General features: G+C 36.0%; 17 protein-coding genes. 10 read left to right on the forward strand and 7 right to left on the reverse strand.

The features are described from left to right. Positions 1-64: 64 nt before the first annotated feature. Positions 65-3,613 carry a chromosome segregation protein SMC gene (smc, locus tag DKG80_RS04195; protein WP_109830025.1) on the reverse strand — a complete coding sequence of 1,183 codons (3,549 nt, stop codon included), beginning with the start codon at positions 3,611-3,613 and terminating at the stop codon, positions 65-67. Between the two features lie 425 nt (positions 3,614-4,038). On the opposite strand from smc, the gene DKG80_RS04200 reads away from it, so the two are divergent. Beyond that, positions 4,039-5,985: a sensor histidine kinase gene (locus tag DKG80_RS04200; RefSeq protein WP_109830026.1), complete on the forward strand. Its 1,947-nt coding sequence runs from the start codon at positions 4,039-4,041 to the stop codon at positions 5,983-5,985. A gap of 28 nt (positions 5,986-6,013) precedes the next feature. Here the strand turns inward: DKG80_RS04200 and DKG80_RS04205 are convergent, their stop codons facing one another. From DKG80_RS04205 to DKG80_RS21445, 3 genes are all read right to left on the reverse strand, one after another. After that, positions 6,014-6,688 (reverse strand): DUF4396 domain-containing protein, encoded by a 675-nt coding sequence (locus DKG80_RS04205; RefSeq protein WP_109830027.1) that lies wholly within the window; start codon positions 6,686-6,688, stop codon positions 6,014-6,016. A gap of 82 nt (positions 6,689-6,770) precedes the next feature. After that, entirely contained in the window at positions 6,771-7,334 is a 564-nt protein-coding gene (locus DKG80_RS04210; RefSeq protein WP_245906954.1) for a helix-turn-helix domain-containing protein, read from the reverse strand. Between the two features lie 24 nt (positions 7,335-7,358). Continuing rightward, positions 7,359-7,487, reverse strand: coding sequence for an AraC family transcriptional regulator (locus tag DKG80_RS21445; protein ID WP_221409042.1), 129 nt, complete (start codon positions 7,485-7,487; stop codon positions 7,359-7,361). Positions 7,488-7,773: 286 nt separating this feature from the next. Between DKG80_RS21445 and DKG80_RS04220 the strand changes: the two genes are divergently transcribed. The 9 genes from DKG80_RS04220 to DKG80_RS04260 all read left to right on the forward strand — a co-directional run bounded on the left by DKG80_RS04220 (position 7,774) and on the right by DKG80_RS04260 (position 18,319). Next, the gene (locus DKG80_RS04220) at positions 7,774-8,361 is read left to right on the forward strand and encodes an alpha-ketoglutarate-dependent dioxygenase AlkB family protein (RefSeq protein WP_109830029.1); all 588 of its coding nucleotides are present in this window, start codon (positions 7,774-7,776) and stop codon (positions 8,359-8,361) included. Between the two features lie 275 nt (positions 8,362-8,636). Beyond that, positions 8,637-9,086, forward strand: a complete 450-nt coding sequence (locus DKG80_RS04225) for a hypothetical protein (protein ID WP_162555672.1) — start codon at positions 8,637-8,639, stop codon at positions 9,084-9,086. Positions 9,087-9,638: 552 nt separating this feature from the next. Then, positions 9,639-11,954, forward strand: a complete 2,316-nt coding sequence (locus DKG80_RS04230; RefSeq protein WP_162555673.1) for a TonB-dependent receptor — start codon at positions 9,639-9,641, stop codon at positions 11,952-11,954. A 25-nt stretch (positions 11,955-11,979) separates the two neighbouring features. Continuing rightward, on the forward strand, positions 11,980-12,432 hold the full coding sequence (locus tag DKG80_RS04235) for a DUF4625 domain-containing protein (RefSeq protein ID WP_109830032.1): 453 nt from the start codon (positions 11,980-11,982) through the stop codon (positions 12,430-12,432). Between the two features lie 140 nt (positions 12,433-12,572). After that, positions 12,573-13,049, forward strand: coding sequence for a DUF4625 domain-containing protein (locus DKG80_RS04240; RefSeq protein WP_109830033.1), 477 nt, complete (start codon positions 12,573-12,575; stop codon positions 13,047-13,049). Positions 13,050-13,791: 742 nt separating this feature from the next. Continuing rightward, positions 13,792-14,418: a TlpA family protein disulfide reductase gene (locus DKG80_RS04245; RefSeq protein ID WP_109830034.1), complete on the forward strand. Its 627-nt coding sequence runs from the start codon at positions 13,792-13,794 to the stop codon at positions 14,416-14,418. A gap of 349 nt (positions 14,419-14,767) precedes the next feature. Further along, the gene (locus DKG80_RS21075) at positions 14,768-15,847 is read left to right on the forward strand and encodes a hypothetical protein (protein ID WP_162555674.1); all 1,080 of its coding nucleotides are present in this window, start codon (positions 14,768-14,770) and stop codon (positions 15,845-15,847) included. 418 nt (positions 15,848-16,265) lie between these two features. Continuing rightward, the gene (locus DKG80_RS04255) at positions 16,266-16,892 is read left to right on the forward strand and encodes a TlpA family protein disulfide reductase (RefSeq protein WP_109830035.1); all 627 of its coding nucleotides are present in this window, start codon (positions 16,266-16,268) and stop codon (positions 16,890-16,892) included. A gap of 350 nt (positions 16,893-17,242) precedes the next feature. Continuing rightward, the gene (locus DKG80_RS04260) at positions 17,243-18,319 is read left to right on the forward strand and encodes a hypothetical protein (RefSeq protein WP_162555675.1); all 1,077 of its coding nucleotides are present in this window, start codon (positions 17,243-17,245) and stop codon (positions 18,317-18,319) included. A 158-nt stretch (positions 18,320-18,477) separates the two neighbouring features. On the opposite strand, the gene DKG80_RS04265 is transcribed toward DKG80_RS04260, so the two are convergent. The 3 genes from DKG80_RS04265 to DKG80_RS04275 all read right to left on the reverse strand — a co-directional run bounded on the left by DKG80_RS04265 (position 18,478) and on the right by DKG80_RS04275 (position 25,995). Then, a complete protein-coding gene (locus DKG80_RS04265; protein ID WP_109830037.1) occupies positions 18,478-22,716 on the reverse strand; it encodes a Kelch repeat-containing protein in 4,239 nt (1,412 codons plus the stop codon). Between the two features lie 93 nt (positions 22,717-22,809). After that, positions 22,810-24,885 carry a tetratricopeptide repeat protein gene (locus tag DKG80_RS04270; RefSeq protein ID WP_109830038.1) on the reverse strand — a complete coding sequence of 692 codons (2,076 nt, stop codon included), beginning with the start codon at positions 24,883-24,885 and terminating at the stop codon, positions 22,810-22,812. Between the two features lie 27 nt (positions 24,886-24,912). Beyond that, positions 24,913-25,995: a TIGR03032 family protein gene (locus tag DKG80_RS04275; RefSeq protein ID WP_245906955.1), complete on the reverse strand. Its 1,083-nt coding sequence runs from the start codon at positions 25,993-25,995 to the stop codon at positions 24,913-24,915. Between the last annotated feature and the right edge of the window lie 204 nt (positions 25,996-26,199).

A 26,199-nucleotide genomic window follows, 5' to 3' on the forward strand; every position in this document is an offset into this window, starting at 1 on the left:
AGTTTTATTCTGTTTTAAGCTTTAAAAAGTTAAAAATGTAGGTTCATCGATTGGTGACCTTTTTTTACTCCAACTCTTTTAGATCTACTGGGACAACACGAGAGACACCTTGTTCGATCATGGTAACGCCATAAATAATATCCGTAGCAGCCATTGTACGTTTGTTGTGGGTCACTATAATAAATTGGGATTCGTTAGAGAAGTCTCTGATAATATTATTGAACTTGTCAATGTTCGCATCATCTAGAGGAGCATCGACCTCATCAAAAATACAAAAAGGTGCGGGCTTCAATAGATAAATCGAAAACAGGAGAGATGTAGCTGTCAATGTTTTTTCTCCTCCTGATAATTGATTGATAGTCAAAGGTCTTTTGCCTTTTGGTTTAGCAATAATATCAATGCTCGATTCCAATGGATCATCAGGGTTGGTCAATGTCAAATCACATTGATCTTCTTCCGTGAATAAAGATCTAAAGACACGAATGAAATTTTCTTTGATCTTTTCAAAAGACTCCATGAAAGTACCTCTAGCAGCAACATCAATTTCGTCAATAGTACTCATCAAAGACTCTTTTGCTTTTAATAGATCTGCCTTTTGATTAGTTATGAAGTCATACCTTTCTTTTATTTCTTGATAAGCCTCCATGGCCATTGGATTAATTGGACCAATATTATCAAGACGGCTTTTCATTTTATCCACCTTTTCTCGCAGCGTCATTTCGTCCATTTCGCGAAGCTCAAGTGCAAGTTCACTTTCTTCATCTTCATCGATCAATAGTTGATCAATATTAACCTGAAATTCTACAGATAACCTTTCTTTGATCCCTGTCAATTCCAACTTTGTCTCGTTAAGGTCATTTTGAAGATCCATGATTTTCATATCGGTCTCTTCTTTTACCCTATGTATCTCTCGAGCTTCTTTATCAATACTATCTATATCCTCTCGTTGACCGTAATAATCTTTTTCTGCTTCATTAACGGCCTGCTCAATTGATTCTTTTTCATCATACATGCCAATAAGCATATCATCATTAGCATCTGACTTTTCTATCAATTGCTTGACTTCAGAATCTGTATCGCGTAGTTCTACATAGGATTTTTCAATTCTTTCTTTGGTTGTATCTAGATTGGCCTGTTTATGGTTGATTTCTTGGGTGATACTAGCTACTTTATTTTCTTGCTGATGGTAAAGAATGTTTTCTTGATTAAAAGCAGATGACTTCTGACTTAGTTGTTGGTCAAAAATGCTCAGTTCTTCTTTATATGCTTCATGTCGTTCTTGGAGCTCGTCAAGAACTTTTTGTTCATCTGACTGTTGAGGAGTCAGTTGGTCAATTTCCTCAGTCAATAGACCTATTTTTTCAAGAACCTCGTCCTTTCGAAGTGCATTTTTAGTCAATAGTTCGGTGATTTGTTCTTGCTTTGTCTTCAGCGATATATGCTCTTCATTGACTTTGCTTAAGGTAGCTTGTACCTCTTCCAGTTGTACTGAGTAGTTGTTTTCTTTGAGTCTTTCTAAATCATTGGATTTTTCCTCTAGGTTTTGTTTGACCTCGTTTTTCTTTGTCTTGAGTAACTTTATACTCTCTGCTAATTTTTCTAGGTTTTTTGCACGACCAATACGTTTTCCTTCGAATAGCCCTACAGAACCACCCGTTACACTGAACCTTCTATCGATCACTTTACCATTCTTGGTGATCAGTACTGTACTCTTTTGATCTATTTTGGTGGTATCTTCATACTCTGTGATATAGACATTGTCGAGTATGAAAGCAATTAGCTTTTTATACTTCTGATCATATTCAACTACTTCAGTAGCAGGGATGCTATTTTCTAAAATTTCCGTAGCAGTTGGTTTGAAATTCTCAAATCTATCCAGTACAAAGAAGTTTGCCTTACCCATAGAAGCATCACTCAAAACATTTATCCCCTCAAATGCTTCAGCCTCACTATTGACCACATAATAGTTCATGTAGGCTTCCAGATAATTTTCAATAGTTACTCGATATTCATCAGGACAAGTTAAAATATCCGAAAGGAGAGGAGCGTCTTTACTCCATTCGGTATTCTTCTTTAGGAATTTAATAGCCTCAGGGAACCCTTCTAAGTTATCCACTAGGGATTTTGTCAGACTGTATTCGTTCTGAGAAGAGTCAAGCTTTCGATTCACTTGATGTAGCTCTTCACGAATCATTTCCACAGTCTTTTGTGTGTGTTCTATTCTATGTTTTAATTCTTCGTCTTTAGATTTTAGATAGTTATATTCTTCTTGTTTGATTTTTTGTTCATTCTCTACCTCAGCTAGTCTTTGGTCAAACGATTGAATATCTTCATTATGAGAAGTAGAATCTGTGGTGGCTTTCTCAAGTTCTTGTTTCATGGAAACTAATTGAATATTCTTGATTTCAAGAGACTTGATAAGTTGATATACTTCTTCTTTTTTAGTGTTGTATTGTAGTCCGAGTTCTTCTCCTTGTTGTTTTAATTGCTGGTTCTTTAGTTTTTCTTCTTCATAGGACGCTTTTAGAGATTCAAGCTTGTACGATATTTCATGCAATATCTTTTCAGAGGTCATTTTTTCCTTACTCAACGAGGCAATTGAAAACTCAGATCTTTCACTGCTTTTTCGATCCTGTTCAATAGTATCTTTTAATTGATCACTGCGATCGTTAAGGAATCTAAGACGCTCATTTTTAATCTTTTTCTCACTCTCGTATGATCTTATTTTATTGACGTGTTCATTCAGAGTCTTTTGTCTTGTGGCCAATAATTTTTCTTTATTGATAAGATCAGCTTTTGACTTCTCCACTAATGCTTCACGTTCGGTCACCTGCTTATTTAAACTGATCTTTGTGTCATTGAATTGCTCCAAAGACTTTTTCAAATCATCAAGCTTTATCCGTTGTTGTTGGACGGTTTTCTTAGCGAGTTCTACAGAATAGACTTTATAATCCTCTTTAATCTTGTAATACTTCTCAGCTTGCTTAGCTTGTCTTTCAAGTGATTTGAGGTTTTTCTCAATTTCAAAAAGAAGATCCTCAACACGTTCTAAATCTGCATCTGTATCCCCAAGCTTTCGCATGGTTTCTTTCTTACGTACCTTAAACTTTGAAATTCCAGCAGCTTCTTCAAATAATGCTCTTCTAGAGTTATCCTTATCATTGAGGATATTATCTACCATACCTAATTCTATGATCGCATAGCTATTGGAAGCTATACCTGTGTCCATGAATAAAGCAGTAATGTCTTTTAGTCTGCAGGTGACACCATTGAGTTGATATTCACTTTCTCCAGATCTATAATATCTTCTTGTGATTGTTACACTTGTATATTCTGTAGGAAGAAGGTTTTTGGTGTTGTTAAATGAAAGAGATACTTCAGCTAATTGGGTAGGTTTTCGATTCTTTGTACCATTGAAGATTATATTATCCATCTTCTCAGATCTAAGAGATTTAACTTTTTGTTCACCTAGTACCCAACGAATGGAGTCAACGACATTTGATTTTCCACAGCCATTTGGACCGACGATTCCGGTTATTCCCTCATCGAAGTTTATAACTACCTTATCCCCAAAACTTTTGAATCCTTTGATCTCTAACTTAGTCAGCTGCATGTAAATTGACTTTGATTGACTTTTGTGAAGCCTTCAAATTTATAGTTTCTAAGTGATTTATCTATTGAGATGAAGCTAAAAGCAGTGTCACAATTCGATTTGTAGTTTCAATAAGATTTAGTGTACGGCAATCTGGTAGATTAATAAAATAGAACTGAGGCTATCTGTGACAAAATTTACTAACTCAAATATTTTTAAATTTTATTCTAGGCTTAAAGGTTTCTTGACTTGAAAACTACTACTTTGAATATTTATTAAGGTATCTTAATGAAAATATTTATCCCTTTAATTATAATGGCTTTAGAAAAACACTAGTTCTTACATTTCGAATATTTTCGGAAAATGTTCAAAAATAAAGTTCTGATATGAATCTATTGATATAACTTTAAAATTCTCAATTTCATTTGTTGTAATTAAATATCCGAATGAGCTTCAGTCAACATGTCTTAAGTTCCTCCTGTATTCTTTTTACCCTCTTCTTTTTCAATCTTCAGTCGATAGAGGCTAGATTAGTTACATTCGATTCAGAGGACGATTTACGATTTATTAGTTCTCATGTAGGGCTATTAGATGACTCAAGTAGTCAGATGACTGTTCAGGATGTGTCCAAAATTTCTTCTTCTAATTGGAAGAGAAACAAAGAAGGTAGTAAGTTTTTTACCAATAAGTACTCAAATGGAAATCTATGGTATCGATTTGATATAAATAATAAAACCCGTGAGACCATTTGGCTCCGTACAGAGAGCAGTGGAGCTTGGATTTTAGACTTTTATTCACCTCAGTCAGGTGGAAAATATGATAAGATAGAACTAGGTAGAACGAGACCTGATGAGAATAAGGTTTTTCCTGCAGACCATTATGTAGTGCCCATCAAGCCCGGAAATCATACTTATTACATAATGATTCAAAATAAGTTGCCTTCGAATATTATGTATGTTTTAGGTAAGACTCAAGATTTATCTGCCTTTAACCAAAGACAAATTGAAATACCTAAGTATTTGTTTATAGGCTTAATGATAGCCATGCTACTCTACAACGTTTTTGCACTGATCACAATCGGAGATAAGTTATACATCATATATATAGCGTATTTAATAGGGATACTTTTCTTTGTTCCTTTTGCGATGGATGCTCCGATATTTTCCCATATATGGTTTTGGGATAAACTGTTGGTTTGGGCTAATGCTACTTATTTTTTGGCTGGTATTTTCAGTATTAATCATCTAAGCTTAAAAAAACGGACTCCAAGGCTATACTATCTTGTGATGATATGCATGATAATACTTACTGTTCCATATTCCATTCTTAATTACCTAGATATAGTTGAATTAGGAACACTTATGAAAACTTGGCAGGTGTTTTTATTCGTTTATATAATATCAATGTTTGTGTCGGGTTTAGTGATATGGTTTAAAGGTTATCAAAATGCTCGATTCTATGTGGTAGGTTGGGTGCCCCTGATGTTGTGTCTTTTCATATACATTACTGACCTCAATGGAGTGTTGAATCTTTATATACTGGATGGATTATCTCTTTACATAGGATATGGGTTTGAAGCTATTTTATTCACAGTGGCATTGAGTGATAAAATCAACATGCTTAAGAAAGAAAAGTATGATTTGATAATGGCCCAAAATGAAATGTTAGAGTCAAAAGTACAGACTCGAACAGAAGAGCTTAGGAAAACTAATACTGCTAAGGATAAGCTCTTTGCAATTATTGGGCATGATCTCAGGTCTCCGGTCAATTCTCTCAAAGGTTTATTGGGTTTAATCGATCAAGGATTAATGACCAAAGAGGAATTTGAAATATTGACATCGAAGCTAAAAGATAGTGTAAATCACATGTACGAAACACTGAACAACATGCTTCATTGGGCTAATTCTCAAATGAATGGTTTTGATGTGAAAGCAAAAGTTGTAAAGGCATTTGATCTAGCTGAGGAAAATGTAAGATTGACTAAATCAATTGCTAGTGAAAAGAAAATAACTGTCACTAATGAAATAGAAAAGGATCTAACAGTCGAATGCGATCCAGAGCATATTAAGCTGGTTTTTAGAAACCTCATAAGTAATGCGCTGAAATTCACACCAGATGATGGTAATATTCGAATAGCTTCAAAGCCGAGTAAGAAATATATAGAATTCTGTGTTCATGACTATGGAGTAGGAATGACTCAAGAACAAGTCAAGAATCTTTTTGGAGATAATAAGCATAAGAGTGAAAATGGAACACGAGGAGAGAAAGGGACAGGTTTAGGACTAACCTTGTGTAAAGACTTTGTGGAAAAGAATGGTGGCAAAATCAAAGCAGAAAGTGAAAAAGGTCGTGGGACTTCCATATTTTTTACTGTCCCACGCGCAAAGTCTTAATATATCTACACTTTTATCAATTAGATGCCTAATGACAAGCCTTATTATACTTCTCTAGTTTGTAATAGTTGTATGGGAGAGGAGCTAAGAATCCAGCTATCATAGCTATTAGCAAAGCTGTCCAGTACATTGGGTCTTCAAAAGCAGCTTTGCCACCAGTGACTACAAAATCAGTAGTATTCATTGCTATTTCCATTCCTACCATCGAGATAAAAGACATCCCAAATGCCGTTTTTATCGCTAAGGTCCAGTTGAACTGCTCACGGTACTTCAATATTATAGTTTCCAACGATATGGAGGTGAATAGCCCTGCGATGATGGCAAGTATCATTTGCCACATCATGCTTGTGTCTGGATAGAATGCCTGAAGAAAAATGATCATTCCAAAGTCTCCGATAGAACATCCAATTAGACAATTCAGGGTATTAAAAGAGGCTCTTTTCCAGTTGTGGATATTCTTCCAAGAAAAGTTGCCTGTAGCATTTAATGGAGTATTACTTGGTAGTATTTGATAACCTTCTGTTGATAATATTGAGTTGACGTAATCATCTGAAATATTATTGCCAGTGACAATGAGTGTTTTTATTTCTTTTTTTAAGTCAAAATTCCATTTAATAATATTTGGGTCTTGGTCAAGATGAGGTGAAATTTTATCTACACAATTACTGCAATGTACATTTGTGTTTACCTGTATCGTATTCATCCTTTTCGTTTTCATTCCTAGCAAAACTAAGGGAAGGTTCTACAAGCATTCTTACGAAATTCTGGTTAATATTTATAGGTTATCAAATACTGTCTAAACTCTGTCTATTGCGAGTTCCAAGTTTCTTGAAATGAGAAGGAGTCATCCCAGTTTCTTTTTTGAATTGAGCTGATAAATGTGCCACACTACTGTAGTTTAGATTGATAGCTATTTCTGACAGATTGAGTTCATTATAAACAATCAATTCTTTCACTTTTTCTATCTTTTGTTTGATAATATACTTTTCTATTGTGATTCCCTCAGTTGACGAAAATACTTTGCTTAGAGAAGAATAATCTTGCCCCAGTTTTTCAGATAAAAGAGTAGAATAGTTGAAAGAATAACCTTCTTCTTTATGATGAATTTGATTAATAATGATTGATTTGATGCTTGCTATCAATCTAGATGCTTTATCCTCCAGAAGTTCAAAACCTTTTTGTCGTAGTGCATTTTCTAACAATACCTTTTGACCACCTTTAACCTTTTCTGCGGTTTTTACTTCACCTAGATCAATATGCAGGATTTCAATCTCTAGGCTTTTGAATATGTCACAGACCATTTCTATGCATCGGGGACAAACCATGTTTTTAATACAGACAGTGTTCACAAATAGATTATTTATGTTGTTCGACTAAATATTAGTTTGGGCATGTAGCAATACATATTCTCCATTTCGTCTGAATTCACTCATAGACATACCGTAATACTTTTTAAATGTTTTCGAAAGATGGCTGGTATCTTTGAATCCTAATTCTATCAAACGTATAGTCAGAATTTAGAAGCCGAATTTCGACTTGTCTTAGTTTTGCTTTCATTATATACTCTCTTAAGGAAGAGTTAGTTTGTCTCTTGAAGTACTCACATATATAATTAGGTGAAAGAGAACGTTTCTGTGCTGTTTCTTCCATTTTGAGTAAAATAATGAAGGTGTTAGTACTGCTACAAAACCTTTCAGTATTTTTTTGGTTGAACCCTAAAGCAAATGGAGTTCCTATAGATAGGTACAGCATATTGGAACTCGTAATGAATTGAAATGTATTAATGGTATGGACTTATTTAGTCATTTAATAAAAGGTGATGAGAATTACTTACCCAAAGATGGTATAGTGAATTACTTCGGTCCAGTACTTTCTGTCCAAAAGGCGGATTTCTATTTTCAAGAGTTACAGAAAAAGATAGCTTGGCAAAACGATCAGTACTTTATTGCAGGTAAAAACATTACAACCAATCGTCAAATTGCCTGGTATGGAGATGAAAAATTTTCATTGAATTATTCAGGCTCTAATAAGAAGGGGTTGATTTGGATAAATGAACTTTTAGAGCTGAAAAAGGTAGTAGAAGATAAAACAAAAGAATCTTTCAATAGTTGTTTATTAAACTTGTATCATACCGGTGAAGATGGATTGGGGTGGCACAGCGATAGTGAAAAAGGGGCGGTAGCTTCTTTGAGTTTAGGAGCTACTCGAAAGTTTGTTTTCAAACATAAAATCACCAAAGAAAAAGTTGAATTTACACTTTCGCAAGGAGACCTTTTGGTAATGAAAGGAGATACACAGCAGCATTGGCTTCACAGAGTGCCTCCGACTAAAAAGGTAAAATCTCCTAGGATCAATATTACATTTAGAAATATATAATAGCTTAATCTTTTCACTGTTTTAGATAGATAACTATCATATCAGTAATTCAAGTTTTCAACTTGATAGACAGTAATAGGCTGTAAGAAATACGTGTAGAGCTGATCTGCTAATGCGATATTGAAAATGATAACCTAGTTTTTACTTATCATTGCTATTGATTGATAGTGTATTTGGTATTTTATCAAACACCATTCAAGTATTGATACCGTACCGATTTCTATAGAGATTGGATTGAATATTTTGGTAATGCATCAGTAACCAGTGAATTACAGTTGAAAAAGATATTTACGCTTCTTTTATTGTTAGCCCTACTCATCAATATCTTCGGATCGATGATGGTAAGTAGTGTACATGAACTGGTACATATAATAGATGACGCAAATGATGTATCATTTCAATCAAATGAGCAAAAATCTGCCACTGAAAGTAACATAATAGAGCATAGGCACACTCATGATCACGGACATGGTCATCACTCTCATGATTCCTACTTAATGCTGTTGATCAATTCATTGGACTATGAAAAGATAGTTTTAGTACTCAAAGATGTTAGAAATGCTCTATCATGGATGTTACACTTTCCAGAAATATTTCGAGAATTCGATTCTTCGCTAGATAATACATATCAGCTAACAGTAAGCGGTTTTACTGTTTATTCAAGGGTTCTAAATCTTTCTATGAATATTGATACACCTACGCCTCCTCCAAAAGTATTCGGTTAACAGGTAGTTCGCGTCACATTATGTGCACTTCAGAGTATGGAAACTTTTTCGTATAAATAGGTTTAATATTCTTCTAATGAAGCTTTTCGACTTAGGGGGCGGAATTAACCTAGTGGGTTATCGCTTCTTTGTGATTAAAACAGCTTTGATATGATTTAAGGAACAATCGCAGCCTTAGACATATCACTTTACCATCTGTTTTAGGAGTAAAAAATTTATAGCCTTTGAATCAAGTGTTCATCTGAATTCGACATTGAGAACTATCTATTCAATACCAATAATTCTAGGTTTTTAGTCCGAGATTGATCTAAATCAGATAAACACTTTTATCAGATTACTCTCTTAGAAAAGCCTATTGGTATCATTCAAATTTTATCAAACTCATACAGAGTGTTCTGTTGAACAGGATAATAGAGCCAATAAAGTTCTATTCATCCAGTAGCATATAATCATTAGTCGTTGAAATCAATATTCGAACATAAAACGCGCAGCAATTTTTACCTCATACATAGAGGCTTCATTTTACTTTTTTGTCTCCACTCGTTTTTGGACGTGTCAGGTCAGTCGACTGTTAGGGGTGTCATATTAGATGAGTCTGGAAAACCATTTGCTGGGGCAAATTTGTTGTTGAATAGTAGTAAAAGAACTGTTTCGAGCACCGAAGGGAAATTCGTATTCAATGATGTAAGGGCCAGAAAATTTGAAATAAAAGTCTCAGCCATTGGATTCGAAGATATTTCCGTCCAAGGAACTACCGATACTCTTACTCAGGCTTTATCGATAATTCTAACTCCAAGCGTGCAGGAATTAGAAGGGGTGACCATTAATGGAAACGCTCAAGAAGAGCTGAAGAGAGTAGAGAGTATTTCAAAACTTCAAGTAGATAAAAAATTTTTGTTAGAATCTAAAGGAGCAAGTTTAATGCAGTCGCTTAATGCCATTCCCGGAGTGAACTCAATGGATATAGGAACAGGGATCTCAAAGCCAATGATAAGGGGAATGGGGTACTATAGAGTCGTAGTAGCTCAAAATGGTATAAGACAAGAAGGTCAACAATGGAGCAGTCATCATGGCCTGTCAATAGATCAACAAGCTGTGGGACATGTGGAAATTATCAAAGGTCCTGCTTCTTTAGAGTTTGGCTCAGGAGCTATAGGTGGAGTGATCAATGTACTACCCGAGCGAGTACCTTCAACTGATGGCTTGACTGGTGAATTATCAATGGTTACTAAAAGCAATACACAATGGTTCGGTGGATCTGCTGAGTTGTCATTTAGAAAAAGAGACTTCTATTCGCATATAGATATTACTTATAACTCATTTGGAGATTTTCAAATTCCAGAAACGGAATCGTTCTTATTGCCTGTTCCAGTGAGTGCATCCGAAGCTTCGCATGAGGTCGTATTAGGAGATCAAGTATACAATACGGCAGGCGAAGAAAAAGCTATTTCTCTGACTACTGGCATAGTCAAACCATGGGGACGTAGTTCACTGATATTGAATTATTATGCTACCAAAGTTGGCTTTTTTGATTGGCAAGGAATTCAAAATGATTCCATTAGAATAATACATGATCAGAGTAGGAGAGATCTACAGCTTCCTTACCAAGAGGTGAATAACTACACCATTCAACACATTACCAGTAGGTACTTCAATAATGATGAATTAGAGATTGGTATTGGGTATCAATTTAATGATTCAAAGGAGTATAGTTATTTAACTGATAGGACAGGAAATAGAGAAGAAGATTTAAACCACTACACCAATAAAGGCAACCTTAACTTAGGATTGTTTCTTCATACAATTTCTACCAATGTGGTGTACAGTTTTAATCAATCTGAAAAACACTCTTTTAAATTTGGTTTGAATACCCAGTTTCAGATTCATACTAATGATGGATACAATCATATTTTACCAAACTACAACAGATATGCTGGAGGAATTTTTCTCACCCACAAATACACTATTGCAGATCAATGGATATTGAATAGTGGAGCAAGAATAGATTTCACCTATTTAAATATTGAAGAAACACTAAATCCTGATGTGGAGTTTGGAGATCCAGTGTTTAACCCAGCTTTGGAAGAGACTTATCCCGGATCGGCTTATTCTATAGGGGTCAACTTTTTACCAAGCAGGACTACTATAATCAAAGTCAACATAGGGAAGAGCTTTAGAGTGCCCTCCGTATATGAGCTAGCAGCGTATGGGTTGCATAGGCACGGAGGCAGGTTTGAGAAAGGAAACATCGAAAACGAACCTGAGCAAGCTTGGGAATTTGATCTAGGAATAGAGCAGAAATGGAGCGACTTTAGTATTGGGTTAAGTCCATTTATCAACTACTTCACCAATTACCTTTATTTAAACCCTAGCTCTGAATTAAGACCAGTAGGACAAGTTTTCGAATACAGACAATCCAGAGCCTCATTATTAGGAGGCGAAATTACTGCCAATTATCTCTACAGAAAAAAACTAAACCTGAGTGTAAATGCAGAGTATGTCTATGCAGTCAATTTGGATTTGAAAAGCGCCTTACCATTTACACCACCACTTAATCTGCGCACTGAGCTAAGCTACCTATTCAATGACTTGAAACCTCTACAACAGAATAAGCTGGGCATTGAACTCTTGACGGTAGCATCTCAAAATAATACGGTTCCTAATGAACTAAGTACTTCTGGATATAATTCAATTAATCTTTTAGGAAGAACCGAGATTCTATTCGGAAGTCAAAGAATCAACCTAATGCTGAAGGTAAGAAATCTATTGAATGCTTCTTACTACAATCATATCAGCTTTTATAGAAGAATGTGGATTCCTGAACCGGGAAGAGATATTCAACTATATATAAGTGTACCCATTAAATAAATTTAAATCATAACTAATTTCAAAAATGAAAGGATTAACCAGATTGTCAATTGCTTTATTCCTATCAACAGCTTTTCTTTTTTCGTGTGATGACGAGGATGATAAGACTGAGCTAAGCATAACCAATATCGAAGCTAAAAATCATGATGCTGAGGGTGTCGAAGTAAAACATGGAGGTACAATAGAGCTTAACTTTACGGCTATAGCAGGCGATGAGGCACGATTGGATTATTATCACATCGAACTACATGACCATCCAGAGTCAGGCAAAATAGAAGATGAGTATAGAATTATAGATGAATCTTTTAAAGACAAGGCTACTTTCAAAGGATTACGCAATGCAGATGTTCATCAGCATATAACTGTACCAGATGAAGCTAATCTAGGTGAGTACCATGTAGTGATTGTGGTAGTGGACGAAGATGGTAATTCAGTAGATACAGAGGATGGTGATGATCATATTATTGTAGTAGAATAATAGTTTTTCAAGGCTGACAAACTTTCTATTTGTCAGCCTTGAATCATATAAACGTTAGATGACATTTTGCTAAAAATTATTAGATATAGCATATATACATCGTACCTTTAATAAAGAACCTTAATTAGACACCCATAGAAATGAAATATACACTCTACGTTATCCTTATAGCTGTTATAGTTTCTGCTTGTATAGAGGAAAAAGATACTGAAATAGAACAGCCTGTGATTGAACTGCTATCACCTTCGCCATGTGATACTTTGAGGTTTGGCGAGTCCTTTAATTTTAGAGTTAAAATCACAGATAATACAGGACTAGGTAATATCAGTATGGATGTCCATCACAACTTTGGTCATCATAATCATGGAGTCCATGAATCTTGTGATATGGATGAGAAGAAAGACGCCGTGAACCCTTACTCCAATGGTTGGGTGTTTTCATTACCAGAAGAAAGAAAAGAGTATGTTTTTGATACTGGGATTACTTTTCCAGCTATGAAAGATGAAACTACAAATTATGATACTGGTGACTATCACTTTCACATCTATGTGACAGACAATGATGGCTATCAAGTATTCACCACTCTGGATATAAAAGTGTTAGATCAAGATAGTTGACTTAAGCTGTGTAAGAAACAGTATTGGAGAGCGCTTGGTTTATGTAACTGAAACAAAAAAGAGTTTTTTCTCTAAGTCTATTTGCACATTTAGTCTTAAATGTAAGTTCTACCATGTCAAGAGTGGTGTATTCCTTAGGATGGATGAGTTATTCCATATGAGAATGATTTCTACCATTAAAAAATGAATTCTACGACTTCAGGAACGAGTTCTACCACTTGACTAATCAATTATTCTAAGTGAAAAATCAGTTCTACCACTGTAGGAATGAACTATTCCATTATAAAATGGATTCTACTATATCAGGAATGAATTCTACCATTGTAAGAATGGTTTATTCCAAGAATATATATGTTGAATCTGTGAAAAGGGGCTTGGCTTAAAAATAAAGACCGTTTTAACAGATTGTTATTACACTCTGACTCGGAGTGGATCTAAGCATTTTATAGATGTTAATTACGTTAGGTGGGAAGCTTTTCGATTAACTAGTCTTTAAGCTTTATAACCGTTTTATGAAAAAAGTAATGAATAAGGTTATAAATACTGCTGATGGGCAAATTTATAGAATCAATATAAATTCTATAAAGTGCAGATTAACAGCGTTAAATTGCGTTTGTATTTAGTTTTCTAATGATGCTTATTGACTCTGTTAGATAGGATATAAATACTTAAAAATATTTTTAAACCGTTATGTATTGAATTAATTAGAACAAAACATATTTTTGTTTTAAAATTTACAAGAATGAAGAAACAATCAGCTATTATTTTTTTTACACTACAAATAATCACTCTAATAGGGGTATGTGGAATAAGTTATCAAACGTATACTACGGAACAAAATTTAAGAACAACTCAGAGCAGCTTGGCTAATACCATAGCGTATATGGATGAGCTCGCCGAAAACAAAAGAATTCAAGAGGAAATGAACAAACCGCTCATGATCGGGGATAAGGCTCCAGATTTTTCGCTAACAACCGATAGTGGGCAGCTGGTGACACTAGAATCCTATAAGGAAAAGCCGCTACTACTTGTATTTACAGAAGCAGGATGTGAATACTGCGAAGAATTCTTCCCTGTTCTCAATGATTTTGAAGAACAGAAATCAGACATAGCAGTAGCTGTCATGCAGTTTAACTCTACTGTAGAGGAGAATAAAGCCTACAAAGAGGAGCGAGGTATAAAGGCTACATTTCTGAATGCCACCGAACAAGAACTACTCAATTACAAAGTACACAATACACTGACAGCTGTATTAATAGATAAAGAGGGAGATGTAGCTAATATTGGTGAAGTTTTTGAACTGAGCGATATTTTAACGCTTACAGAGGCACTAGATCCATTAGTATCAACACCTGTTGGTAATATTTAAAAGGACAAACTGTAAAAACTCATCTCTTTTATAACCAATCGATCGTTTCTATCAATTGTTCACTCTATAAAAAGAGAGACTAACCATTTCTTATTTCAATAAAAACGTTTTGTGTTATAGACTGAAATCTACGCAGCGCAAATCGAATTATCTAGCATCCTAGACCCGCAGGTAAGGCTAAGTATCAGTATGTGATACTGGAAAAACTATTATTCTAATAAACAGAACAAGCCTAAAGAGTTTGCAAGAAGAGGAATCTTCATGTGAAGGGAGGTATCCGAAAATCCCAAATAGAGTAGGTGTTAAACAACAATTATATTTTATGATAATGAAAAATTGTAATTTTTTTATGTCAGCAGTATTGCTGATGTCATTTTTCATCTTTACCGCGTGTGAAGAAGAAAGTGAAGTACTGAATGAAGCAGAGGTTGCTGCTGAGAATGAATTGGCTATAGTCGATGTCGAGGATTTTAAATTTAGTGACAATGCAATGATCATCTCCAAGAATGGAGAAAACATGCGTCTAAAAGACTATGAGGCAAAGCAAAAAGAGGGAACTACAAACTCGTCAGGTAGATCAATTAGTACATCGAATGTAGAAACATTCACGGCACCAATTCCTACTTCAAAGAGAAGAAGTTTAATGGCAGATGATGCGGTAAGAAGAGTTTATAATTATATAAACAAAAAATTGCCACAGGGACAAGGAGCAGCTTCATTGGCTAATGATGGTATACTTAGGATTGTGAGCAATAACTATGTATTATATGACTTTAAAAATGTTCATACATCGAATGCAAGTTATGGTGTTGGTCCGAGATCCAACGCCTTCTTTCAAGTTAGACGTACTGTCAGACATCAGAGTGATGTTAAGGATATTGGACGTATCAGGAGAGAAGGTACTAATAAAATCAGAAATGAAAAGAATAAACCTATTTGGCCAAAAAGAAGGTTCGCAACCTTTACAGAGTCTAAGACTAATTCATGGGAAAGAACATACACGCATAATGTTAGTATAAATACTGGCTTTAGCGTAGAGTGGAAGTCTAGTTTTATATTCGGATCGAGCAGTTTTACTGCTTCTGTTGATTTAGGTTATTCACATTCCAATGCGTTCAGCAAAGGAGAAAGTAAGACCACTACAAAAGCAGAGGAAGCGCATCTTGATGGTGGTATTAAAATACCTGCGCGCCAAAGTTGCGAACTCACTCTTTTCACTCAGCAAAGGAGATCAACAGATTACTTCAAATTCGTGACAAGTGTAAAAGGCCAAGTGAGTGTTATCTACAGGCGAAACAATACTAATAATGCATTCTGGATAAAAATACCTGCCAGTGTAGTATATCCTATGAGAATAGTCAATAATATAAATGTAATGTCTGATGAAACGGTATATGAGATATTGCCTACGAAATGTTGGAAGATATAAGATCTTCATAGTGTAGATAGAGTGTATAAACAACCAAGGGAGAAGTTACTAGTAGCTTCTCCCTATCTACATATATATTCGTAATTGAGTCAAACTAAATGACTAGTGTTATACGAGAATAGAATCAAAATATTTAAATAGTTTAAAATGTTAACTGGTTTAATCGTAATAAAACGTTATTTAAGATAATGTAAACTATGTTAGTTATAACTTTTTCTAAAAGTCATATTAATAAGATACATACAGTGCTTAAAACATTGTAAAACAGGTGTTTGTTTTAATTTTATTACGAAACATGAGTTTTAATTCAATGTTAATTAATTTAAAAATATAAAGATTAAATTGTATTTTAATATAAATACACCGTTGTTTGTGGAGTGCAGAGGTAAATAAGATACGAAGTATAAATATTGCAATTATGAAGAAGCAATCAACTATTATCTTTTTTACATTACAAATAACAACTTTAATTGGAATATGTGGCATAGGTTATCAAACATATACTACTGAACAAAGTTTAAAAACAACCAAGAGCAGCTTGGCTAATACCATAGCGTATATGGATGAGCTCGCTGAAAACAAAAGGATCCAAGAAGAAATGAGCAAACCGCTCATGATCGGGGATAAGGCTCCAGATTTTTCGCTAACAACCGATAGTGGACAGCCTGTGACGTTAGAATCTTATAAGGAAAAGCCGCTACTACTCGTATTTACAGAAGCAGGATGTGAATACTGTGAAGAATTTTTCCCAGTTCTCAATGATTTTCTAGAACAGAAATCAGAAATAGAGGTGGCTGTCATGCAGTTTAACTCTACTGTAGAGGAGAATAAAGCCTACAAAGAGGAGCAAGGTATAAAGGCGACGTTTCTAAATGCCACCGAACAAGAACTACTCAATTATAAAGTACATAATACACTTACAGCTGTATTAATAGACAAGGAAGGGGATGTAGCTAACATTGGTGAAGTTTTTGAACTGAGCGATATGTTAGCACTTACAGAGGCACTAGATCCATTAGTAGCGATTCCTGTAGGTGAGATTTAAAAGGACAAACTGCAAAAACTCTTTTCTTTCAAGGCCAGTCTAATCATTTCTATCAATTGTTCACTCTTTAAAAAGGGATACTAACCATTTCTTATTTCTATAAAAACGTTTTGTGTTATAGATTCAGATCTATGCAGCACAAATCGATTTATCTAGCATCCTATACCCGCAGGTAAGGCTAAGTATCAGTAGGTGATACTGGAAAAACTATCATTCTAATAAACAGAACAAGCCTAAAGAGTTTGCAAGAAGAGGAATCTTCATGTGAAGGGAGGTATCCGAAAATCCCGAATAGAGTAGGTGTTAAACAACAATTATATTTTATGTTAATGAAAAATTGTAATTTTTTTATGTCAGCACTTTTGCTGATGTCATTTTTCATCTTTACTGCGTGTGAAGAAGAAAATGAAGTATTGAACGAAGCAGAAGTTGCTGCTGAGAATGAACTGGCTATACACGATGTCGAGGATTTCAAATTTAGTGACAATGCGATGATCATCTCGAAGAGCGGGGAAAACATGCGTCTAAAAGACTACGAGGCGAAGCAAAAAGAGGGAACTAAAAACTCGTCAGGTAGATCATTCACCACATCGAATGTGGAAAAATTCACCGCGCCAATACCTACTTCGGAGAGAAGAAGCTTGATGGCCAATGATGTGGTAAGGAGAGTTTATGATTATTTACTCAAGCATAAACCACATGGTACGCCAGCTTCGATACATAATAAGGGTATACTTAGGTTGGTAAGCAATAACTACGTATTGTATGATGCTCATAATCTTTATGAACCCAGTTCAAGTTATGGTCTTGGTCCGAAAGCCAATGCATACTTTGAAGTTAAGCGAACGGTCAGACACAAAAGTGATATTAAGGATATAGGACGTATCAGAAGAGAGGGCACTAATAAAATCAGAAATGAAAAGAATAAGCCTATTTGGCCTCAAAGAAGATTCTCGACATTTACTGAGTCTACGACTGATTCATGGGAAAGAACATACACTCATAATGTAAGTGTAAATGCGGGCTTTAGTGTAGAATGGTCGTCTAGTTTTATATTCGGGTCTAGCAGTTTTAGTGCATCGATTGATTTAGGTTATTCACATACCAATGCGTTCAGCAGAGGTGGCAGTAAAACCACGTCTAAAACAGAGGAAGCGCATCTAGATGGAGGTATTAGAATACCGGCGCGTCAAACTTGCGAACTCACTCTTTTCACTCAAAAAAGAAGAGCAACAGATTACTTTAAATTCCTAACAACTGTACAGGGTAAAGTAAGTGTTGTTTATAGGGGCAACAATACTAATAATGCGTACTGGACACAGGTACCAGCTAGTGTTATTTATCCTATGAGAATAGTAAACAACATTAATGTAATGTCTGATGAAACCGTGTATGAGATATTGCCTACGAAATGTTGGAAGATATAATATCTTCGTAGTGTAGATAGATTGTATAAACAACCACGGGAGAAGTTAGTAGTAGCTTCTCCCTATTTTTTATAATAATTCTAGAAAATCAATAGCCTCGTAGATTATGAGAGATACGAAGAGCAAACTACCGAACTCAGCTTTAGGCTTTTCTTTGATTAAAGTACGACAAGTCTTTTATACTCAATGGTATTCGAGGTTTTTAAACAAACAATATAAATACCGCTGTTTAGAGAACTTATATCTACTGCACTTGATGACTTATGAAAGTCCAAAGATCTAATAGTAGCTCCATATTGATTTAATATCTCTATTTGTTTAAGCAATGGGCTACCCGCTTTGGTTAAGATTCTAAATTCTTGATTCGCAGGATTAGGGTATATCTCAAATAGCGTTTCAGATAATCTTGTTTCTTCTACTGATAAGTTTTTATCCTCATCTTTGACTTCACCCTCATCTTCGTCCACTTCCTCGACTTCGAATCTACAGCCAGTTAGGAGAACACTTTTTGATAGTTCATTATCATAATTTATCACTAGTTCAGCTTCAGCATCTCCAACACCCTCAGTACAGTTAATTTCTAAATTAAGCTTGTCTTTATCAAATAAGAGTACTTTAGAATGGGTATCATTAAGATTGAATCCCTCAGCTTTTTCACCTTGAATTTCAATGTTTTGAATGAAGACACCCGTGTTTCCTTCGTTCAAATAAATTTCTAGCTTATTTTGACTTGAGCTAACGTCAATTGTATTAGAGGATACTTTTAATTCGCTATCTTCTAGTGCTGTACCTGAAGGAGAGTAAGTTCCTAAGTACTCCATGTTTCTTTGAGCACCGCCTCCCAATCTAGGAGAGCCAGCTGTAATAAAAACACCAGATCCTGAGCTAATTGCTTGCGTTCCGTGTCTATTAAAATTCATGTCTTCTAAAGTCGTCCATTGTAACCTAGTCGGATCAAACTGTTCCGCTGTTTTTAACGCATCAGAAGTAAGAACACCATTGATCATCTCTTCTCTGACCTCACCACCGAGTACAACTAACTTACCTTGATGATTCACAACTGCTGGAGCTGCTCGTGGTGTTGGAATGTTTAAAGATGGATCGAGTGTAATCCACTTATTGGTTAGAAAATCAAAAACATCAACTTGACGAATCAAGGGTTTAAATACACCTTCATCTCCTCCAGACTGTCTACCACCTATAGCGTATAGCTTATCATCTACGACTGCAGCAAAGAAATGATCTCGGGCTGTTGGTGCATCTGGCATGGTCTTCCATTCACCGGTAGCAGGGTCGTATTCGTCAAACCAATCGACATAGCCACCTCCGTGACCATTGGTACTACCACCTACTACGTAGAACTTATCATTGTAAACTACCGTTCCTGCTGAACCTCTTCGTCTTGATTCAGGAACTTCTTGACCTTGAATCCAAGAAGTAGTGATAGGGTCATAGATCCAGACGTTTTCATTAGGAGACTCTGAAGGAAAGCTGTTATTGGTAAGAGAGGACACGATCCATATCAAACCCTTGTAGGCCACAGCTTGATAATGATTGAGCTGTTTAGGAGCACTGGATTCTGTATGCCAAGTCCTAGCCGTATAGTCATAGCTATAAACTGTTTTATTACCACGTCCTGGTAAAAAATAGAATCTTTCTCCTGCCTGTGCAAAACCACATTCATGATCACCAGCATAGTTTTCATCTTCACCTACCATGTGCCAAATTGGTTTTTCAAATGCTTCTAAAACGTCCCATGTTCCTTCTACTTCAATATTATCAGCATTCGAAGTACCAATAATACCCGTAATGAATGGAATATCTACCGTTTGTAGAGCCTCAAGGGTTTTACCCTGTAGTGTCACGGCAGTAAGGTTTGACCTCCCATGGTTTTTGTCAAAAGAATAAGATAACGTGACTACTCCATTAGTTGGGTTAACTTCGAAATAGAAGTCTACATAGTCTGATGGTCGATTAGCTTCTAACACTTCAAATGTCAAATCATCGGTGAGGACATCATTGACTTCTTGTTGTACTAAAAACCCATCTTTCGTTAGAGCAAACTTCAGGTAATTGGATTGAGTTCCATCTCCCAAGTAAAAACCAAGTTCTGCATCTGGAGCAGCAGTTTGTCCATAGAGTTGTAGCGGATCATTAAAGTTTAAGAGACTACCATGAACAATAAAAAGGGGAGAGGTTATATCTACATTGAGACCATATTGAAAAGCTTTTTCCTGATCATTTGATGAACCACTTGCTGTACCATTGGTCATTTGCATCGTCATTACACCTATGGCACCACCCAATATATCATTTGGATTAGGGTCACTTGGATCATCTCTTCTATCCAACCATTTTAGCCAGTTGCCATCTTCTTCGCCATTGTTCATCAAGCCTGTAAAGCCTAATCCTAAATATCCACCAAGTTGAGTGTCTGAATACAACTCATTATTAACTGGCAAATCAAATGCGTCACCATCAGATAAAGGGTCGCCTAATTGTAATGGATCATCTTTGTCAAGTATCCCATCATTATCGTCATCGGTGTCGTTGAGATCAGATAGTTTAGGGCCCGGAACTTTCTGATCAAAGTCATTTGGTCTTGAAATTCCATTGCAAATATCAGATCCGTTATCTATTTCATCCCAGTTCGCATATCCATCAAAATCGTAGTCATCATTTTCATCAAAGCTAGGATCGGTGTCACTTACACATTCGATAAGGTCTTCAGGCTCCATGACCAAAAGGTCACCGAATAAGGTGGCAATCCAGATGGTTCCAGCGAAAATCTCATCATCTCCATTACATGTTATACCTAGGGCATTGCCTGATATTCCAGATGCAAAATTTTCATGAAGCTCCTTAAGAGAACCATCACCATTGATTTCAACTCTCCTTAAAAGTCCTTGGTTAGTTCCTGCAATTAAATTTCCTTGCATTGCCCCGCTAAAATTAGAAGCGGTGTATTCATCAATACCGTTAGTATTCGTTCCCCAAGTCAAGAAGTTAGTATCTTCATCCCCGTCAGGATTACTACTAATAGAACTTCGCCAATCTGATTCCACTGTATTCGCTGCTGGTACAGGAGGCCAGTTGGCTGGAAGAGCTATACTAACATCAGAGGTAGTATTGACACCAGATTCATCCGGATCATATTTTAGAGTTCTGAATACATCATCATCCCCACTTGTATACAAACCAGCGCTTAAAGGGTTGGCTCGAATAGGAGTAGGGTGTCCACCATAGTGGCTACCAAAGGTATAGGATGAAATGTTAGTTGTAATTTGATGTAGATGATCAACATTATCTATTTGTTCTCCATCTGATTCTGTAGCACTACCAGGTTCTAAGGGATCATAATCATTACTTACCGTTGATAATCCTTCATCAACAGGAAAACCACCCCATCCTGGATTGGATCCATTTTCTGTTGCGTATACTGCACCATTATCAGTGACTACAATATCATAACAATTTCTAAATCCAGGAGAAAAAATTTGAACAGGACCAGCTGGATCAATAATAGCTTGATTCATTCCATCATTTCCACCAAAAGGGTCTCCAATATCAATTCCATCATATCCTACATCATCTGGATCAGTGATTCCATTGATATTAGGCCTAGTAGGGTCGTCAACGGTAGGAAGGTCATAGATATACGATCTTCCATTATCCGATAGAATAGGCATGGACTCTATCATCGAAAGGTCAATGGCTAGTATAGCAGCCGATAATGCATATTCACATTGAAAAGCAAAATTCTTAGAAGGTGCTCCAGCATTGGTATTACCTCCTTGTGCTAATATTAGATAGTCCTTACCACCTATAGTGACAAACTCTAAGCCGTTGGCACTGTGATTCTCTTCTGATCTTGGTAAACCTCTAACTATATCTACACCTTCCCAAGCTGTCCCATTCCAACTATATCTAGTAATTATACTTGAATTAGTATCTAAGTTTAGATCATTGCCACTAGGACCTGCACCTATTCGAGCATCACTTGAAGTAACATATAATATTGGGTTGGTAGAAGTTCCTGTTACAGTGAGACCAAGTGTCAGTCTTGCATCTGAGTCATCCAAAGTTCCATCATCATCATGGTTTTGGATATTACTCAAATCATCTATAGACTCATATCCTTCTACTTTATAATCTCCATCATCATATCTTCTAACAGAATATATATTGATCTTGCCCCTGAGGGATGTAGCGTAAAGCCTATCATCAGGTCCAAACATGATAGATGTTCCCAGTTCCAAAGCTGGAAAACCATTAAAATCTAATCGATGCAATGAAAAATTTTGAGCATCTACAACACTTGAGATAACCTGAATATATAGAAAAAGAAATATTACTATTCGAACTACTCCGTTAGTACCCAATATAAGTTTGGACATAGTCTGTATTAAGAAATGAAAAGTATAGATGATATATTAAGAAATAAACGTGAAAAGCGTAGTTATCAATATAAGATCTTGAAGAAATTTAAACTATTGCAATTCTGGATTTTTAGCTGCTTGTTCTATAAAGTCTGAGAACATATTAACCGCACTTTGGTCTTCGAATAACACACTACTCTTTTCTTTTAACTCGATACTCAATGTATTTCTCAAAACTGCATCACTTGCAATCTCAACGGCTTTAGATACATAAGATTCAATAGAATCAACGGTATAATCCAAGCCTATTTGTTGGTAGGCAGCGTATGCATATCTGCTACTATGAAATTGACCAGGTAACGAGACTACAGGTGTACCACAGATAAACGCATCATAGCAGGTATTAGCACCTCCTCCATAGTGTAGCGTATCTAGTGCTACATCTACTTGTGCTAGCAATCCTAAATAATCCACTTCAGACATTCTAGGTAAGAATACAATTCTATCTTGATGCTGAGTACAAGTTTTGGCCAATCGATCTTTAAGTGATTGGGTGATTTTAGGATGTTTATCATCTATGAATAGAACCAATCCATCAGGATCTTTTTCTAGTATTCCTAAGACAATTTCATCAAAGTCAGGGTGAACCTTTTTAAGGTTTTGAGCACACAAATACAGATTGTTTTTGTTACTTAAACCATATTCTTGGAGTGGTTTAGGTTCATCAGGGACTGGTGGGTGATAGTAATAAACTGGAATATGATCTAACCTAACCAGTTTCTCAGAGTAGTGATCATCAGCAGTGTCAATCTCCAAATGCTTGGAGGAAACAAAGTAATCAACATTTGGAATACCACTGGTCGTAGGCCATCCCCAACTGGTTAGTTGTACAGCGGCTAGACGTAGGAAAGGAAGAAAGTAGTTGATCGTATCTGTTCCAATTTCCCAATAGTACAGCACGTCAAATTTGGCATCCATAATTTGTTGTGCCGCGTAATCTAGCCTTGTATGAAGTTCAATAAAGTCAACGTTTTCCTTTTTTTTCAAGGCCGGCTCTATGATTCTCTTTCCATTAGGTTGACTACATACCACACTTACTTTGAATCTGGTTTTATCCATTTGGCTAATCATGCCAGACATACACTTATTAAAGACTCCCTCGTGACCATTAGTTACCACAAAACCTATATGAGGTATGGTATTTGGCTTTCGCACGGGAGTGGCTGGGATAAAGTCAGTATATTTTTCAGCTAATTTTTTCTTTATGGACAGCACATCTCTTCCGTGATAGATCATATCTGAAAAGATGTTGTGATTGGATTCAGAGACTTTGTCAGGTTGGAAAGAAAGCTGATTGTATTCGTCTAATGCTTTGTGAACTTCTTGGTGATAGTTGTCTATAGAATCATTACTATCGAAAATCACTGGACTTAGTGTCTTTAGCGTAAAGTTGACTAATATATCGTTTGGAGAAATAGATGCTAAATTTTGATAGTACTTCTTTGCTTTGTCAAACTCGCCCATGTTTTCATAGAGCTTTGCGAGGTTGCTATGCGCAGAATAGAATTTAGGATCGATTTCAATTGACTTTTCATAATGAGAAATAGCTTCATCATTTCGATCCCAGTGTTGAAACATGATACCTAAATTATTGTGAGCTAGGTTGTGTTTTTCATTTATTTTGAGACACTTTTCATAGCAAGACATCGCAGTTTTATAGTTGCCCATGTCCTGTTCGACATTTCCCCAGTTATAATAGGCTTGAAAAAAACTAGGGTTACACTCTAGCGTCTTTTGATATCCAGTTTTAGCTCCTAAAAGATTGCCCATTTTCTTAAGCGCGTTGGCTTTACCAAAATGACTTTGTGGAGAGTTTCCGTCGATGTTGATAGAACTATCATATGCTTTTAAAGCCATATCAAGTTGCCCCATTCGGGAATATGCTTCCCCCAAGTTATAATGGTACATAGCATTGGAACTATTTACTTGAATAGCTTGACTGATATAGCGAATAGCCTCCTCAAAATTTCCTTGTTGCGCATAGGTCAACCCTAATAAGTGTAAAGCGTCTGGATGGCCTTTAGCGTCTCTTAGAATCTGCTTGTAGGAAGCCTGAGCATTCTTGAAATCCCCTTGCTGATGCAGTGAAGTCGCATGACTGAATAATTGATCTAAATAATTTTTCATGAGTCTTTCTAGTCTAACCTACAATATCTATTGATCTTCAGATGGCTCAGACCAGTAGTTGTCCGTAGGAGTTACCAATGCTCGTCTGTGTTCGTCCCTATCTACACCTAGTACACCGGGTCTTCTAAAACCATTAAGCATTTTGACATCATACAGTTCCTCTACACTAGCTTGATAAGTCAAATTAGCAACTACAGCCCCAGTTGGTAAGTGAAGAACCTGTATACCAGATGACAGTGCCTTTTTGGCTATGGGTAGATCTCTAAAAGTTGAGGAGTTTTGGCGGAGTTTAGACAAACCAATAAATAAGTAATCACCAATTTTATCCATTCCTCTCAAGAATCCATCAAAGGCAGCGATTACTTCATAAGTGCCCTTACTTACATCGACCTTGATTAGTTCACCAGTAGCGGATAAGAGTGCATAAACTTCTCCATCAAATATTCTTGGCGAATGTGGCATAGCCAATCCTTTTAGAATGAACTCATTTGATTCTACATCCATCAATACGCCTCCAGTTTCTACTGATGGTCGCCAACCTTTCTCTTGATTAGATACTCCTAGAGCAGTGACATATTTAGGTTGACCATTTTGCATCACCATTCCATTCAGGTGGCATCTATCTATTGGGTCGAGGTCAGTAATGAAGTGAGGTTGCCAAACAGGCTCAAAACTATATTTGTTGTTGATCAATGAAATACAAGAGAAACGAGTATTGACTGCATATAAACCTTTTTCTCCCCACTCCATATCATGTAAATCAACTTCACCTGTATAATACTTAGCCCTAGGAACATATAAACCATCATAAGTATTTGGTTGTGGGGGATAATTAGGAGCCAAGCCCGGTGCATTTCCTAGAATTACTACCTCATCTTTTGTAGCTACAGCTAATTGATGATCTTTTACAGCCATTCCCATGGCTTTTTTGAAGTTTCTAGGCAATTGAATTAGCTGATTATCATCTACTGCACTTATAAAAATTACTTTTCCAGCTTGATAGGTACTAATCGCTAGGGTACAATTGAGTTTGCTAATTAACTCTGGTAGGTTAGGAGAGTAGGTGCACGAAAACGGTGCAGGTGGATGAATAGGATTTGGTGTATTCAATGTGAACTATTTATAAGTAGGGCAAAAGCCCAATGGGTTAAATTGCCCATCCATCGGAATGAGCTTAAATAAAATTCCGAAGATGCTAATACTCTTGGAGCAGTGCAACTTCAATATAAATAAATGTTGCTAAGTTGATGTTTTTTATTGATTCTTCCAGAAAACTTTAGCTAAAAGGACTGGTTATAAATCACTTTAGGAATT

It is taken from the genome of Reichenbachiella versicolor (assembly GCF_003171675.1).
GTDB classification, from domain to species: Bacteria; Bacteroidota; Bacteroidia; order Cytophagales; family Cyclobacteriaceae; genus Reichenbachiella; species Reichenbachiella versicolor.